General features: G+C 62.9%; 12 protein-coding genes. 6 read left to right on the top strand and 6 right to left on the bottom strand.

Annotated elements, in window-relative coordinates; translation table 11 throughout:
* Positions 1–36 precede the first annotated feature (36 nt).
* Both H351_RS21630 and H351_RS21635 read left to right on the top strand, forming a co-directional pair.
* Positions 37–4,584, top strand: coding sequence for an ATP-dependent helicase (locus H351_RS21630; RefSeq protein WP_020969179.1), 4,548 nt, complete (start codon positions 37–39; stop codon positions 4,582–4,584).
* 48 nt (positions 4,585–4,632) lie between these two features.
* On the top strand, positions 4,633–5,424 hold the full coding sequence (locus H351_RS21635) for a DNA-formamidopyrimidine glycosylase family protein (protein ID WP_019747722.1): 792 nt from the start codon (positions 4,633–4,635) through the stop codon (positions 5,422–5,424).
* Here the strand turns inward: H351_RS21635 and H351_RS21640 are convergent.
* A complete protein-coding gene (locus H351_RS21640; protein ID WP_019747721.1) occupies positions 5,411–5,980 on the bottom strand; it encodes a TetR/AcrR family transcriptional regulator in 570 nt (189 codons plus the stop codon). The genes H351_RS21635 and H351_RS21640 overlap by 14 nt on opposite strands.
* An 87-nt stretch (positions 5,981–6,067) precedes the next feature.
* Between H351_RS21640 and H351_RS21645 the strand changes: the two genes are divergently transcribed.
* The 3 genes from H351_RS21645 to H351_RS21655 all read left to right on the top strand — a co-directional run bounded on the left by H351_RS21645 (position 6,068) and on the right by H351_RS21655 (position 8,548).
* On the top strand, positions 6,068–7,009 hold the full coding sequence (locus tag H351_RS21645) for an oxygenase MpaB family protein (RefSeq protein ID WP_019747720.1): 942 nt from the start codon (positions 6,068–6,070) through the stop codon (positions 7,007–7,009).
* A 17-nt stretch (positions 7,010–7,026) separates the two neighbouring features.
* Positions 7,027–7,563, top strand: coding sequence for a hypothetical protein (locus tag H351_RS21650; RefSeq protein WP_019747719.1), 537 nt, complete (start codon positions 7,027–7,029; stop codon positions 7,561–7,563).
* Between the two features lie 100 nt (positions 7,564–7,663).
* Positions 7,664–8,548, top strand: coding sequence for an aldo/keto reductase (locus H351_RS21655; protein ID WP_029255018.1), 885 nt, complete (start codon positions 7,664–7,666; stop codon positions 8,546–8,548).
* Positions 8,549–8,570: 22 nt separating this feature from the next.
* Here the strand turns inward: H351_RS21655 and H351_RS21660 are convergent, their stop codons facing one another.
* Complete coding sequence (locus H351_RS21660) at positions 8,571–9,314, bottom strand: 3-hydroxybutyrate dehydrogenase (RefSeq protein ID WP_029255017.1); 744 nt, start codon at positions 9,312–9,314, stop codon at positions 8,571–8,573.
* Positions 9,311–10,687 carry an MFS transporter gene (locus tag H351_RS21665; RefSeq protein WP_029255016.1) on the bottom strand — a complete coding sequence of 459 codons (1,377 nt, stop codon included), beginning with the start codon at positions 10,685–10,687 and terminating at the stop codon, positions 9,311–9,313. The genes H351_RS21660 and H351_RS21665 overlap by 4 nt, the downstream gene beginning before the upstream one ends.
* A gap of 152 nt (positions 10,688–10,839) precedes the next feature.
* Here H351_RS21665 and H351_RS21670 point away from each other — a divergent pair, with 152 nt between their 5' ends.
* Entirely contained in the window at positions 10,840–11,787 is a 948-nt protein-coding gene (locus tag H351_RS21670; RefSeq protein ID WP_029255015.1) for a LysR family transcriptional regulator, read from the top strand.
* On the opposite strand, the gene H351_RS21675 is transcribed toward H351_RS21670, so the two are convergent.
* The 3 genes from H351_RS21675 to H351_RS21685 all read right to left on the bottom strand — a co-directional run bounded on the left by H351_RS21675 (position 11,756) and on the right by H351_RS21685 (position 14,907).
* Positions 11,756–12,472 carry a GAF and ANTAR domain-containing protein gene (locus H351_RS21675; RefSeq protein ID WP_019747714.1) on the bottom strand — a complete coding sequence of 239 codons (717 nt, stop codon included), beginning with the start codon at positions 12,470–12,472 and terminating at the stop codon, positions 11,756–11,758. The two genes, H351_RS21670 and H351_RS21675, sit on opposite strands and share 32 nt — an antisense overlap.
* A 50-nt stretch (positions 12,473–12,522) precedes the next feature.
* A complete protein-coding gene (locus H351_RS21680; protein ID WP_021332531.1) occupies positions 12,523–13,065 on the bottom strand; it encodes a hypothetical protein in 543 nt (180 codons plus the stop codon).
* 99 nt (positions 13,066–13,164) lie between these two features.
* Positions 13,165–14,907, bottom strand: a complete 1,743-nt coding sequence (locus H351_RS21685) for a glycerol-3-phosphate dehydrogenase/oxidase (RefSeq protein WP_029255014.1) — start codon at positions 14,905–14,907, stop codon at positions 13,165–13,167.
* Positions 14,908–15,009 lie beyond the last annotated feature (102 nt).

Genomic DNA, 15,009 nt, shown 5'->3' on the forward strand with positions numbered 1-15,009 from the left:
GCGGGCACGAACACGCTGTCGGTGGGAAGGGGCAATATGGTGGTCGTGACCAATGTCCTCGGTAGGTTCTCGCCCGCCACACGCGAGTGGTTCGGTGGCGCGTTCAGCGCTCCGACTGCTGCGCAGCTCGGTGCTTGGGAATCCATCGCAAGTGGCTCTCACACACTTGTCGTCGCACCAACCGGCTCCGGCAAGACATTGTCGGCGTTCCTGTGGGCTCTCGATCAACTCGCCGCGAAGGACGAAGGCGAACGCGCCACCAAAGTCCTCTACATTTCGCCACTCAAAGCGCTGGGCGTGGACGTCGAACGGAACCTTCGCGCGCCGCTGGTCGGCATCACACAGACTGCGAAACGTCTGGGCCTCACCCCGCCCGAGATCACCGTCGGTGTTCGTTCCGGCGATACGTCACAGGCCGATCGGCGCTCGTTGATCAAGCGTCCTCCGGACATCCTGATCACGACGCCGGAGTCGTTGTTCCTCATGCTCACCTCCGCTGCCCGGGAAACACTGGTCGGCGTCGACACCGTGATCGTCGACGAGGTTCACGCGGTGGCGGGTACCAAGCGCGGCTCGCACCTTGCGCTCTCTCTGGAACGTCTGGACGGCTTGCTCGAGCGTCCGGCGCAACGCATCGGATTGTCGGCCACTGTCCGTCCTCACGAGGAAATCGGGCGGTTCCTCGCCGGTTCGGCACCGATCCGAATCGTGGCACCGCCTGCCGCCAAGACCTTCGACCTCACGGTCCGTGTCCCCGTCGAGGACATGACCGAATTGGGTATCGCGACGCCCGCCGACGGTTCCGAATCCCCCACCCCGCAAGCCGGTTCGATCTGGCCCCACGTCGAGGAACAGATCGTCGACCTCGTGCTCGATCACCGATCGTCCATCGTATTCGCCAACTCTCGTCGCCTCGCCGAACGATTGACAGCCAGGCTCAACGAGATTCATGCAGAACGCATCGGTCTGGCCGTCGAGAAAACACCTCGCCCGCCCGCGCAGATCGGAGCTCCCACCGAGGTCAACTACGGCGCAGAACCCCTCCTTGCTCGCGCCCACCACGGATCGGTCAGCAAAGACCAGCGAGCCCTCATCGAAGACGATCTCAAATCGGGTCGATTGCGATGCGTCGTCGCCACCAGCAGTCTCGAACTCGGAATCGACATGGGCGCCGTTGACTTGGTCATCCAGGTGGAGGCGCCGCCCTCGGTTGCCAGCGGCCTGCAACGTGTCGGTCGCGCCGGCCACCAGGTCGGCGAGATCTCACGAGGCGTCGTCTTCCCCAAACATCGCACCGACCTGATTCACTGCGCGGTGACCGTCGAGCGCATGGTCGAAGGCAAGATCGAGGCGATGGCCGTTCCCGCCAATCCCCTCGACATCCTTGCCCAGCAAACTGTTGCGGCCACCGCTCTGGAACCGATCGACGTCGACGACTGGTTCGAGACGGTGCGCCGAAGCGGTTCCTTTGCAACGCTTCCCCGTTCGGCCTACGAGTCGACTCTCGATCTGCTCGCCGGGCGGTACCCCTCGGACGAGTTCGCCGAATTGCGTCCGCGCCTGGTCTGGGATCGCGAGTCCAACACTCTGACGGGCCGCCCGGGTTCGCAGCGCTTGGCAGTCACTTCCGGCGGCGCCATCCCCGACCGCGGCCTCTTCACGGTCTACATGGTCGGTGAGAAAGCATCAAGAGTCGGCGAACTCGACGAAGAAATGGTCTACGAATCCCGGGTAGGCGACGTCTTTGCGCTCGGCGCCACCAGTTGGCGGATCGAGGAGATCACCTTCGATCGGGTTCTGGTCAGCCCCGCCTACGGCATGCCCGGTCGTTTGCCCTTCTGGCATGGCGACGGACTCGGTCGCCCTGCCGAACTCGGACAGGCGTTGGGACAATTCGTTCGAGAGACCGCGCTGGGTAACGAAGCCGACGTCGTCGAGCGTTGTCGCGTGGGCGGGCTCGATCACAACGCCACAACCAATCTGATCCAACTCGTCGGTGAGCAGAAGAATGCCACCGGGCAGGTCCCGTCGGATCGAACGCTGGTTGTCGAGCGCTTCCGCGACGAACTCGGCGACTGGCGTCTGGTGCTGCATTCCCCGTACGGCCAACGGGTACACGCACCGTGGGCCCTCGCCATCGGGGCCCGCTTGCAGGAACGATACGGCGTCGATTCCAGTCCGACGGCCTCCGACGACGGCATCATCATCCGTCTCCCCGACACCGAGAACGAACCTCCCGGCGCCGAACTGTTCACCTTCGACGTCGAGGACATCGAAGATCTGGTCACCCAGGAGGTGGGTGGCTCGGCATTGTTCGCCTCCCGATTCCGCGAATGTGCCGCCCGCGCACTGCTTCTCCCACGCCGCAATCCCGGCAAGCGTGCCCCACTGTGGCAGCAACGTCAGCGGTCGGCGCAACTGCTGGACGTCGCCCGCAAGTTCCCGACATTCCCGATCCTGCTCGAGACCGTGCGTGAGTGCTTGCAGGACGTCTACGACCTGCCGGCACTGAAGGAATTGTTCGGCAAGATCGAACGGCGCCAGATTCGAATAGTCGAAGTGGAGACGCCCTCGCCTTCACCATTCGCGAGTGCGCTCCTGTTCAACTACGTCGGCGCGTTCATGTACGAGGGCGACAGCCCCCTGGCCGAGCGACGCGCCGCCGCACTGTCGTTGGACTCCACGCTGTTGGCCGAACTCCTCGGCCGCGTCGAACTGCGCGAGCTGCTCGACGCCGGAGTGATCGAGCAGGCAGAACGTGAACTGCAACGGCTCGCTCCGGACCGCAAGGCCAAGGACCTCGAGGGCGTCGCCGACCTCCTCCGCATGCTCGGCCCGCTGACCACCGAAGAAGTCACCGAACGCTGTCTCGAGGATCCGGTCTCGTGGCTCGACAAGTTGGTCGCAGACAAACGTGCCCTCCACGTCTCCTATGCGGGCGAGAGCTGGTGGACCGTCGTCGAAGATGCAGCGCGCCTTCGCGATGGACTCGGCGTTCCCCTACCCATCGGGGTTCCGGCCGCGTTCATCGAGCCGGTCGATCAGCCACTCGACGACCTCCTGAGCCGATACGCACGCACCCACGGACCATTCACTCTCACGGATGCAGCTGCACGCTTCGGTATCGGAGTATCCGTCGCGCGTGACGTTCTCGGTCGGCTCGCGCTCGAAAAGCGTGTTCTCGAAGGAGAATTCCGACCGTCTGCAACTGGGAGCGAATGGTGCGACGCCGAAGTCCTGCGCCGCTTGCGGCGTCGCTCGCTCGCCGCGGCACGGCAAGAGGTCGAGCCGGTCAGTACCGCAACGCTCGGACGTTTCCTTCCCGGTTGGCAGCATGTGGGCGGCACGCTGCGCGGAATCGACGGTGTTGCAACGGTAGTGGATCAACTTGCCGGCGTTCCGATTCCGGCGTCCGCTCTCGAATCGTTGATCCTGCCGAGCCGAGTCGCCGACTACTCCCCCGCGATGTTGGACGAACTCACCTCGACGGGTGAAGTCCTGTGGTCCGGATCCGGAGCAATCTCCGGCAAGGACGGGTGGGTAGTGCTGCACCCCGCCGACCTGGCACCGATCACGCTCAATTCGCCCGCCGACACCGACGTCTCGGAGTTGCAGAAGCGCATCCTCGACCTGCTGTCCGGCGGCGGTGCCTACTTCTTCCGCCAGTTGGTCGACGCGTTGCAAACTACGGAGTCGGCTGCAGACACGGTCGACAGTGCGGTGACGACGGCACTGTGGGAGTTGGTGTGGCTCGGACACATCGGTAACGACACCGTGGCACCGCTGCGCGCACTTCTCTCGGACACCACCAGAACCACCACAAGTCACCGATCGCCTCGACGTGTTCCTCGTGCCCGTCCGTACCGCGGAATGGCGCGCGCTTCCACCCCGGCGCGCACGGGACCGGCAACCGCTTCCGGTCGGTGGTTCCAACTGCCGGCCATCGAACCGGACCCGACCATCCGGGCGCACGCCACTGCCGATCTGTTGCTCGAACGGTACGGCGTCGTCACCCGCGGTTCTGTGATGAGCGAGAACGTGCCGGGCGGTTTCGCGTTGATCTACAAGGTACTGAGCACGTTCGAGGACAACGGGCGCGCTCGACGCGGATACTTCGTGGACACCCTGGGCGGCGCTCAATTCTCGACGCCTCCCGTGGTCGACCGCTTGCGCACGTTCGGTGATTCCATCGAGGGGCGCCACACCTCCTCGGCTGCAGTCACTCTCGCGGCGTGCGACCCGGCCAATCCATACGGCGCAGCACTGCCGTGGCCGGCGTCGGGGGGCGAAGAGTCACCCGGACACCGACCCGGACGTAAGGCGGGAGCACTGGTCGTTCTGGTGGAGGGCGAGTTGGTTCTGTTCGTCGAGCGCGGCGGTCGCACCATCCTGACATTCAGTGACGACGGCGGAACTTTGCGCCGGGCAGCGCTGTCGCTTGCCCAGAAGGTGACTTCTCGCGCTGTCGACAAGTTGGTAGTGGAGAAGGTCGACGGAGAGACCATCCACGGCAACGATTTTGCTCCCGTCCTGGTCGAAGCCGGCTTCGCCGCCACTCCTCGCGGATTCCGGTTGAGGTCATGAGGATTGGGGTCATGATGGTTGCGATCGTGAAGTGCTGGAGCGGCGACCATGCCTGAGGGCGATACCGTGTGGCGGGCCGCCAACGATCTGCGCGCTGCCCTGGCCGAGAAGGTACTCACCACCTGCGATGTCCGCGTTCCTCGCTATGCCACCGTCGATTTATCGGGACATCGTGTGGATTCCGTCGCCAGCCGCGGAAAGCATCTGCTGATCCGCGTGGGCGAAGCGTCAATTCACACGCATCTGAAGATGGAGGGTCAGTGGCAGATTTATCGCCCCGGCGAGCGCTGGCGCAGACCCGCCCACCAAGCGCGCATAATCTTGGCCACCGAAGACTCTGTAGCAGTGGGCTTTTCACTGGGAATCACCGAGATCCTCGAACTGGGGCAGGAACAGGAGGCCGTCGGGCACCTCGGACCGGACCTGCTCGGGACCGATTGGGACAGTTCCGTGGCCGTCGAGAATCTTCGCGCTGCAGACTCCGTACCGATCGGAATCGCGCTCCTGGATCAGCGCGTGATGGCCGGACTGGGCAACGTGTACCGCAACGAGATCTGCTTCCTACGAGGCATTCACCCGAAGACGCCGACACACCGCGCCGGGAACCTCGACGCGATTGTGGATCTGTCATTCCGCACCATCAACGTCAACAAGTCGCGTCGCATCCGGGTCACCACCGGCGACACCCGCCCAGGTAGGCAAACGTGGGTGTACGGCAGACGCGGAAAACCTTGCCGCCGATGCGGAACCCGCATCAGAGAAGACACCCTCGGACCGGATCAGCTCACCGAGCGAAATATCTTCTTCTGCCCCGTGTGCCAGCCGTTCACGCCTGGTTAGCGTTGATCAGCAGCCGGACGCAATGGCGCACAAATCGCTCGCGCTCGACGACGATCGAGCCGTCCAGATAACCGATGAACAGTGTGAACAACGCCCCGACCAGCCCGACTGCCACCAGCTGCTTGTCCACCGGATCAGCAATCTCGGACAACTGGTCGTACACCAGGTCCACGAACGCCGGCATCGATTCGATACCGCGTCCGCTCAGCACCGGCTCCGAGAGCGGAGCGATCAGAAGCACTCGCCCCATTGCCGGGTCGTCGACCATCAGCTTGACGAAAGCGTCGACCGCAGCGGTGGCGACTGCCTCGGATGTCGTCTCGGACTCCACTGCCGTGGCGAGCGCCGACTGCGCGCGCTCGGCGACAAACGTGTGGACCGCGACAACGTACTGATCGCGATCGGTGAAGCTCTCGTAGAAGTACCGCTCGGTCAGACCAGCGGCCTTGCAGACCGCTCGCACGTTGACGGCCGGACCGTCGACCGCACCGAGCAGTGTCACTCCGACGTCGAACAACGTCGCCTTTCGAGTGGCCCTGCGTTCTTCGATGCTCACAACTTCCCCACTTCGCCGACACTTGTTCTTCAATGCACCCGGTATTCGATCCTTGACTACCGCTGTTGTCGATCCTAATCTGACAACATGCGTAGTCAACTTGGCGACAGCAGCACCCCGGTTCCCCTCGGTCCGGATTCCCTGACCTGGAAGTATTTCGGCGACTGGCGCGGGATGCTCCAAGGTGTCTGGGCAGGTTCGATGCAAAACATGCACCCTGGTCTCGGCGCCGGGGTCGAGGAGCACTCGCAGTTCTTCGACGAGCGCTGGGAACGGCTGTACCGCTCGCTGTACCCCATTGCCGGCGTGGTCTTCGACGGCGATCGCGCGCAGCAGACAGCCGAAGAAGTCCGTGGCTATCACACACGGATCAAGGGCATCGACAAGCTGGGACGCCGGTACCACGCACTTGATCCCGACACCTTCTACTGGGCGCACGCGACATTCTTCATGGGCACCATCGTCACCGCCGAGAACTTCTCCGGTGGCCTGACCGAGGCCCAGAAACGACAACTCTTCACCGAGCACATTCAGTGGTACCGCCTGTACGGGATGAGCATGCGCCCGGTTCCCGAAACCTGGGAAGCATTTCAGGAGTATTGGGACCACATGTGCCGCAACGTACTCGAAGACAACAAAGCGACCCGCGACGTCTTGGATTTGTCGGGGCTGGGAAAGCCCCCGTACATGACGTGGCTACCCGATCCCTTGTGGCGGCTCACGCGGATTCCCCTCGCCCGCGGATTCGTGTGGCTGACAGTGGGCATGTACGACCAACCGGTTCGCGACCTTCTCGGCTACTCGTGGACCAGTCGCGATCAGAAAATTCACAACGCTGTCGGCCGCACCGTCAACGCCGTCTTCCGCCTGGTGCCGTGGCGATACCGGTATCAACCGCGCGCTCGCGCGGGGTGGGACCGAGCCAGCGGCAGAATTCCCGCCGGGGCTCCACTGGTCCACACGCCGGCCCGCAATCTACCGCCGCTCGAGCAGCGAGATAATCCGATGCACTACAGCCCGAGGGTCTGATCTGCCATGCTCTGAACATGGAGTGGGACCTGCGAACACTGCTGAACCGGCCGATCACGTCTCACGGTGCGCCGCTGGGACAAGAACGTGTGGCGGCGAGAACCACCGCGTACATCTACGGCAACATTCTTGTCCTCGCCGCACTCGTCCCGGTGACAAAATCTCAGGAATCACTGGGCGCCGCGATTGTGGTCGGCACGGCATTGTCGACGTACATCGCCCACACATTTGCCGAGAGCGTCGGCGAGAGCATTCGCAACGACCGCCGTCTCACCACCGCGGAGAGAATCGACTCGCTGCGCGATTCTGTCCCGATCCTCACCTCCGCGGTTGTTCCTGTCGCCATTCTCGCGACGGCGTGGTTCAACTTCCTGGAACCACGGACGGCGCAGTTGATCGCGGAAATCGTCTTGATCCTGCGCATCGGATCCACCAGTTACGTGATCAGCCGTCTTCACGGCGAGAAGGTCAGCACGAACACACATCTGGCAGCCTTCGGCCTCGCTGCCGTCGCCACCCTCATAGTCGGCTTGAAGATAGTGCTCACTCATTGACGAGCCACAAGTGCAAATTGCCAGGCCTGAAGGGGTACTGCCGTTACCCGGCTGAGCAGTCACTCCCACCGAACCAGTGGCCGCCGCTACCGTGGACGACATGAGCATCCCGAGCCTGAAACTGAACAACGGCGTCGACATCCCCGCGCTGGGCTTCGGCGTCTACCAGACCCCGCCGGACGAAACTCTCGCCGCAGTCGAGTCCGCGCTGTCGGTGGGTTATCGCCATATCGATACGGCTGCGGCCTACGGCAACGAGAAGGGCGTCGGCGAGGCGATCCGGCGATCCGGTCTCGATCGCGGTGAGATCTTCGTCGAAACGAAAGTCTGGATCACCGACTACGGATACGACGAGACCTTGCATGCCTTCGACAAGAGCGCAGGCAAACTCGGAGTCGAGCAACTTGACCTCCTCATCCTTCACCAGGCGTTGCCGAGCGAGTTCGAGCGCACCATCGACGCGTACAAGGCGCTGGAAACACTTCTGGCAGACGGCAAGGTTCGTGCCATCGGAGTCAGTAACTTCATGCCGGATCACCTCACCCGACTATTGGACGCAACGTCCGTAGTGCCGGCGGTCAACCAGATCGAGGTCCATCCATACTTCAGGCAGTCGACCTTGCTCGAGGCCGACGCCGATCACGGCATTCTGTCTCAGGCATGGTCACCGATCGGCGGAATCACGTTCTATCGCGACGGCTCTCACGGCTCAACCCTCGAGGACGCCACCATCGGCGCTATCGCTTCCTCTCACGGCAAGTCTCCCGCACAGGTGATGCTCCGCTGGCACCTCCAGCAGGGCCGCCAGGTGATCCCCAAGTCGGTGACTCCCTCGCGCATCGCGGAGAACTTCGACGTGTTCGACTTCGAACTCACCGCCGAAGAACTCTCCGAAATCGACGCACTCGACACCGGAGTTCGCGGCGGTCCCGAACCCGAGGTCATCACTCGCGAGAAGTTCGGAATCGAGATCCCCGAAGCGTGAAAGACCCAGCAGCTCGGGTGGTCTAGCTGGCGCTCCACCCTCCGTCGATGGTGTACGACGCCCCCGTCACCATCGACGCCTCGGTCGATGCCAACCAGCCCACCAGCGATGCCACCTCCGCAGGCTCGACCATCCGTTTGATCGCGCTCTCGGTGAGCATCACCTTTTCGACAACCTCGGATTCACTGATTCCGTGAACCTTTGCCTGGTCGGAGATCTGGGATCGCACCAGTGGCGTCAGGACGTAGCCCGGATTGACGCAGTTGCTGGTGACACCGTGTGGGGCGCCTTCGAGCGCAACAACTTTCGACAGTCCTTCGAGTCCGTGCTTCGCCGTGACGTACGCACTCTTGAATGCCGAAGCGCGGAGCCCGTGGACCGAGGAAATGTTCACGATGCGACCGAAACTGTTGCGGTACATGTACGGCAGGGCGGCCCGAGCGAGGAGGAATGGCGCTTCGACCATGAGGCGCTGAATCTTCCGGAAGTCCTCGACGTCGAAATCCTCGATAGGACTGACCCGTTGAATGCCGGCGTTGTTGACGAGTATGTCCGTCTCGAGTGACAGATCCACGAGTTGGTCGGTGTCGAGGAGATCGACGGCCCACGCCGTGCCGTCGATCTCGTCGGCCAGGGACTTCGCGGCGACGTCGTCGAGATCGGCGACGGTCACGTGCGCGCCGCGGGCGGCGAGGAGTCGAGCACACGCCTCGCCGATCCCGCTGGCACCACCGGTGACCAGAGCAGACTTTCCGGTCAGCGTCATACAGACACACCGGCCCGCTCGTCGGCGAGAACACGGGCGTCAGCGGCGTCGACGGACTCGAGCGAGATTCCCTTGGTCTCCCGCGCGAAAATGACTGCAACGATGGTGACCAGGGATGCCAGCAGGAGATAGATCGCGATGGGGACCGAGGAGTCGAACTTGCTCAGCAATCCGGTCGCGATGATCGGAGCCAGTGAACCCGCCACGATGGACGTGACCTGATAACCCAGGGAGACACCGGAGTAGCGCATCCGAGTCGGGAACATCTCGGCCATGATCGCGGGTTGGCCTGCGTACATGAACGCGTGGAACACGAGCCCGATGATGATTGCCGACAAGATGACTGCATTGTGCCCGCTGTTCATCATCGGGAAGGCGAAGAATCCCCACGTTCCGGCGGTGACGGCGCCGATCATGTACACCGGGCGTCGACCGATCGTGTCGGACAGTTTGCCTACCAACGGAATCACTGCGAAGTGCACGGCATGTGCCATCAGCATCCACCAGAGGATGTGCGCCGTGTCCGCATGAACGACGACCTTGAGGTAAGTGATCGAGAAGGTCACCACGAGGTAGTACATGATGTTTTCGGCGAAACGCAGCCCCATCGCGGTCAACACTCCGCGCGGGTAACGCTTGACGACCTCGAAAACGCTGTACGAGGTTGCCTTGACCAGTTCTGCTTCCTTCTGCGCCGCAATGAAAATGGGAGCATCGGTGACCTTGGTCCGAACGTAGTACCCGACCAGAACGATCACCGCGGAGAGCCAGAAGGCAACGCGCCAGCCCCAACTCATGAAGGATTCGTCCGAGAGCGTCGACGTCAGGATCAACAGCACGACCGTCGCCACCAGGTTGCCCATCGGCACGCCGGCCTGAGGCCACGACGACCAGAATCCGCGCGATCGATTCGGGCTGTGCTCGGCGACCAGGAGTACCGCCCCACCCCATTCGCCGCCGACCGCGAATCCTTGGATGAAGCGCAGCGTGACCAGCATTGCCGGCGCCCAGTAGCCGATCTGACCGTAGGTAGGCAGGCAGCCCATCAAGAACGTTGCGGCGCCGACCAACAGCAAACTGAACTGCAGCAACTGCTTTCGGCCGAATTTGTCTCCGAAGTATCCGAAGACGATTCCGCCGAGTGGCCGGGCGGCGAATCCGACGGCGTAGGTGATGAAAGCCGCGATGATCGCATCCAGCTCGTTGCCGCCGCCGGGGAAGAAGACCTTGCTGAAGACCAGCGTGGCCGCCGTGCCGTACAGAAAGAACTCGTACCACTCGACCACGGTGCCCGCCATCGAGGCGCCGACCACCTTCTTCAGCCCCGATGGTGGGGCTTGGCTCTCAGGTTTCGGCATGTTGTCGACGCTCATCGTGGACTCCCTCGTCTTCAGTTCGCGATTCGCCTGCTCTTCACGATCAGGAATGTGACCGCTCGCACATTTTTGTGACTCGATGAGTATCAGTGCAGATTGATGGCACGACAATGACAAATCTCGCACCATATAGGTGCAAAAATGCAGATATGACTCTCGGACTGAGCCCGGACGACCTACTAGTGCTTCTCGCGGTCGGTCGCACCGGTCGCTTCAACACCGCCGCCGACGACCTCGGCCTCAATCACACCACCATCTCGCGCCGCATTTCCTCGCTCGAGAAGTGTCTCGGCGGCCGTGTCCTGGTTCGCTCGTCCGGCGGCTGGGAGCTGACCGACCTGGGCAGACAAGCCCTCAGCGCGGCCGAGCGCATCGAGGCCGCGGTGAACGAACTGGCGCTCGACTCCACCGGTCAGCAGCAACTCGACGGCGTCGTGCGAGTCTCGGCGACCGACGGATTCAGCGCATACATCGCGGCGCCCGCCGGCGCCGCGGTTCGCAGACGCCATCCCCGCGTCAGCGTCGAGATTGTTGTCGCAACCAGAAAGGCGTCGCAGATACGCTCGGGCCTCGACATCGAGGTTGTGGTCGGCAAGCCTCAGGTTCACCGCGCCGAAGCAGTCCATCTGGCCGACTACGCGCTGGGTTTGTACGCGTCCCGAGACTATCTACGTCAGAATGCTGTTCCCGAGAGTGCCGCAGATCTGGCCGATCACTCGCTCGTGTACTTCATCGACTCGATGCTGCAGGTCGACGAACTCGATCTGGCTCGCAAGCTCACAGTTTCCATGCCCGAGGCCGTCACGTCCACCAACGTGTTCGTCCACATCGAGGCAACGCGCGCGGGTGCCGGCATCGGCCTTCTCCCCTGTTTCATGGCCGAGCAGCACGACGATTTGATTCGCGTTCTACCGGCTCACATCGAGGTGGGACTTTCCTATTGGTTGGTGGCCCGTTCGGAATCCTTGCGACGCCCGGAGGTCGCAGCGGTGGTGACAGCTCTTCGAGAGACGGTGGATCGCAAGCGATCTCAACTCCTCGGTTCTCCCGGGACGAACGAAGCGCTCAGTCCAGAGTCGAACGATGCTGGACGATGACCTTGCGCGCCAATTCGGCGATCTTGACGTTCATGTTTTGTGAGGTTCGCACCAGAATGTCGAAGGCCTCGTCGTCGGACACACGATGCAGTGCCATCAGCAGACCGACGGCCTGACCGATTTCGCGGCTGCTTGCCAGACCACGTCGCAGCGAGTCGGCATCCTCGCCTCGCGTCAGCGCAGTGACGGCCACGGATGCAAATGACGCCAACATGATCGCGTGGTCGGCAACGGTTTCGGTGAAAGCCCCCGGAGTGTCCGAGAAGAGGTTGAGGGCACCGAACTTCTGACGATCGACCATCAGCCGGAACCCCATCGATCCGCGAATGGGTGTCTCTGCCACTACTTTCCGAGCGAACTCGGGCCACTGATTCGGGGTGCGAAGGTCCGACTCGAGTTGCGGCGCCTCCGTATCGAGGGCGTCGATGCACGGCCCCTCACCGGTGGCACGCTCGAGATCGTCTGCATAATCGGCGATCTCGTCGCTCGCCGCTACGGTGACGTTGGTGTTTCCACGTCGCAGCATCAGACTTGCGTGGTCGCAACCGGGAATCAACTCGACAGCCGCCGAACAGATCGCGGAGTACACCTCGGCGCTGTCTGCCGCGGAGTAGAGGATCTCCGCCAACGCCGCGAACACTGCCTTGGGTTCTGTCAGTGCTTGGTCGCGCTCAGCCATCTCCATACACCTCGGGGTCTACCGTTCATCGAATTCTTCATCGAACGGTACAAACCTTACTTACTCGACCTGATGGGGTCGCCGCCGCTCGCCGATTCCCGCCCGTCCGTCCCCTGAAAAGCCTCCGTAGCTGCGCGGTGATGCAGCGCCGTGACCGTGGTGATCTGCTTGGACACCAGGTCGTTGAGTTCGCGGTACTGCTCCTCGGTCTCCCCGGCCGGAATGTCTCGCAGGACCTCCCACATCGCACTCTTGCCGCACAGAGCGGTCCGCATGATCTCGAGAGTTGCCAACTTCACGAGACGGTTGCGCCAGATTGCGTCGACGTGAACGAGGCGTCTGATCCGATTGACCGTCGCGTCGATCTTGGAGTACCGCGGCAGAGATATGCCCTGGGTGTCCTCGATCAGTTGCAGCAGCTGCTCGATCTCGTACTCGAGCTCACCCGGCAACGAGTCCAGCTCACCGTCGGCCCAGGCACCGTACGAGTCCGCGAGTGACCGCGAGAGTTGCAGCCCCACCATCGCCCCGCACAGGTGAGTGACCAGATAGCCGGTAGCTATGTGTTCCTCAGCAGATCGCGACCGATTACCGAACATTGAGATCCTCCTGGGTGACGCTCGACCGGTCTGTGCTGACACGGGTGGTGATTCGCCATCCGCCTACCCGCGACAGACCGGAAACAAACGACGGGCGACTCAGACCCGATCCGGCACCACGACGACGGGCTCGAGGATCTCGGCCCGCGACTCCGGCGCTGCGGCGCGCAATGCGTCCGCCGACTCGTCGTCCGGCTGGGTCTGAGACTCGATTTCCGCTTCGACACGCGCTCGGTACGTGTCGACTTCGCGTTCGACGGTGGCGGCATCCCAACCGAGAATCGGGGCAACCAATCCGGCGACCTGCTGTGCGCAGTTGACACCACGATGCGGATATTCGATTGCGATACGCGTACGGCGGGCGAGGATGTCGTCGAGGTGCAGTGCCCCCTCGGCCGAGGCGGCGTACACAGCTTCGACCTGAAGGTAATCGGGCGCGTCCGTGATGGGCTGCAACAACTCCGGTGTCTGCCGGCCGAGTTCGAGGACCTCGGTGATGAGCGAACCGTAGCGGTCGAGCAGGTGCTTGACGCGATACGGATGCAAGCCGTACTGCTCGCCCAGTTGCACGGTCTGGTTGATCAACGCGAAGTATCCGTCGGCGCCGACGAGCGGCACCTTCTCCGTGATCGACGACGCAACCCGCGCCGGAATGTCTTCTGCTGCGACGTCGACGGCGTCTTCCGCCATGACCCGGTACGTCGTGTACTTTCCGCCGGCGATGGCGACCAGACCTGGAGCCACACGGGCAACGGCGTGCTCGCGCGAGAGCTTCGACGTCTCGTCGCTTTCACCGGCAAGCAGCGGACGCAGACCGGCGTACACACCGTCGATGTCGGCGTGCGTCAGCGGCGTGACCAGGACGGAGTTCACGTGGCCGAGGATGTAGTCGATATCTGCTTTGGTTGCCGCCGGATGTGCGAGATCCAGGTTCCAGTCGGTATCAGTGGTGCCGATGATCCAGTGACTGCCCCACGGAATGACGAACAGCACCGACTTCTCGGTACGCAGGATGATGGCGGCTTCACTGACGATGCGATCGCGCGGGACGACGATGTGTACGCCCTTCGACGCTCGCACCCGGAACCGTCCGCGCTGACGTGAGAGCGCTTGGATCTCGTCCGTCCAGACACCGGTCGCATTGATGACGACGTGACCCTTGACCTCGGCGGTACGGCCGTCTTCGCAGTCCCGAACACGAACTCCCGAGACCCGATCCGCTTCCCGCAGAAAGCCGACGACCTGCGTCGACGTTCGGACGACCGCGCCGTAGTGTGCAGCGGTCCGTGCGACGGTCATGGTGTGCCGAGCGTCGTCGACGACGGTGTCGTAGTACTGGATGCCACCGGTCAGCGAACTGCGCTTGAGGCTCGGCGACATGCGTAGTGCGCCCGCCCGCGTCAAGTGCTTCTGGGAGGGGACCGACTTTGCGCCGCCCATTCGGTCGTAGAGGAAGATTCCCGCCGCCATGTACGGGCGCTCCCACACTCGGTGAGCCAGAGGGAACAGGAACTTCAGCGGCTTGACCAGGTGCGGAGCGAGCGTGGTCAGCGAGAGTTCGCGCTCACGCAATGCTTCACGAACGAGGCCGAATTCGAGTTGCTCTAGATAGCGGAGACCGCCGTGGAACATCTTCGACGAGCGACTGGACGTGCCGGATGCGTAGTCACGGGCCTCGACCAACGCAACCTTGAGTCCGCGGGTGGCCGCATCGAGCGCAGCTCCGACACCGACAACACCGCCGCCGACAACGACGACGTCGAATTGCTCGGTCTGAAGCTGTTCCCAAGCAGCTTCACGCTGCTGCGGGCCGAGAAACTGCGCACCTTGCTGCTTACTCAACCCGGTCTCCTGTAAGTCGACGACGAATCCGTTTACAGGCTAGTAGCTTGATCCACATACTGCGACAGCGCACGGATAACTGCGAACGCGCCCGAACATAGG

Origin of the sequence: Rhodococcus erythropolis R138 (assembly GCF_000696675.2) — a bacterium.
GTDB lineage: Bacteria > Actinomycetota > Actinomycetes > Mycobacteriales > Mycobacteriaceae > Rhodococcus_F > Rhodococcus_F erythropolis.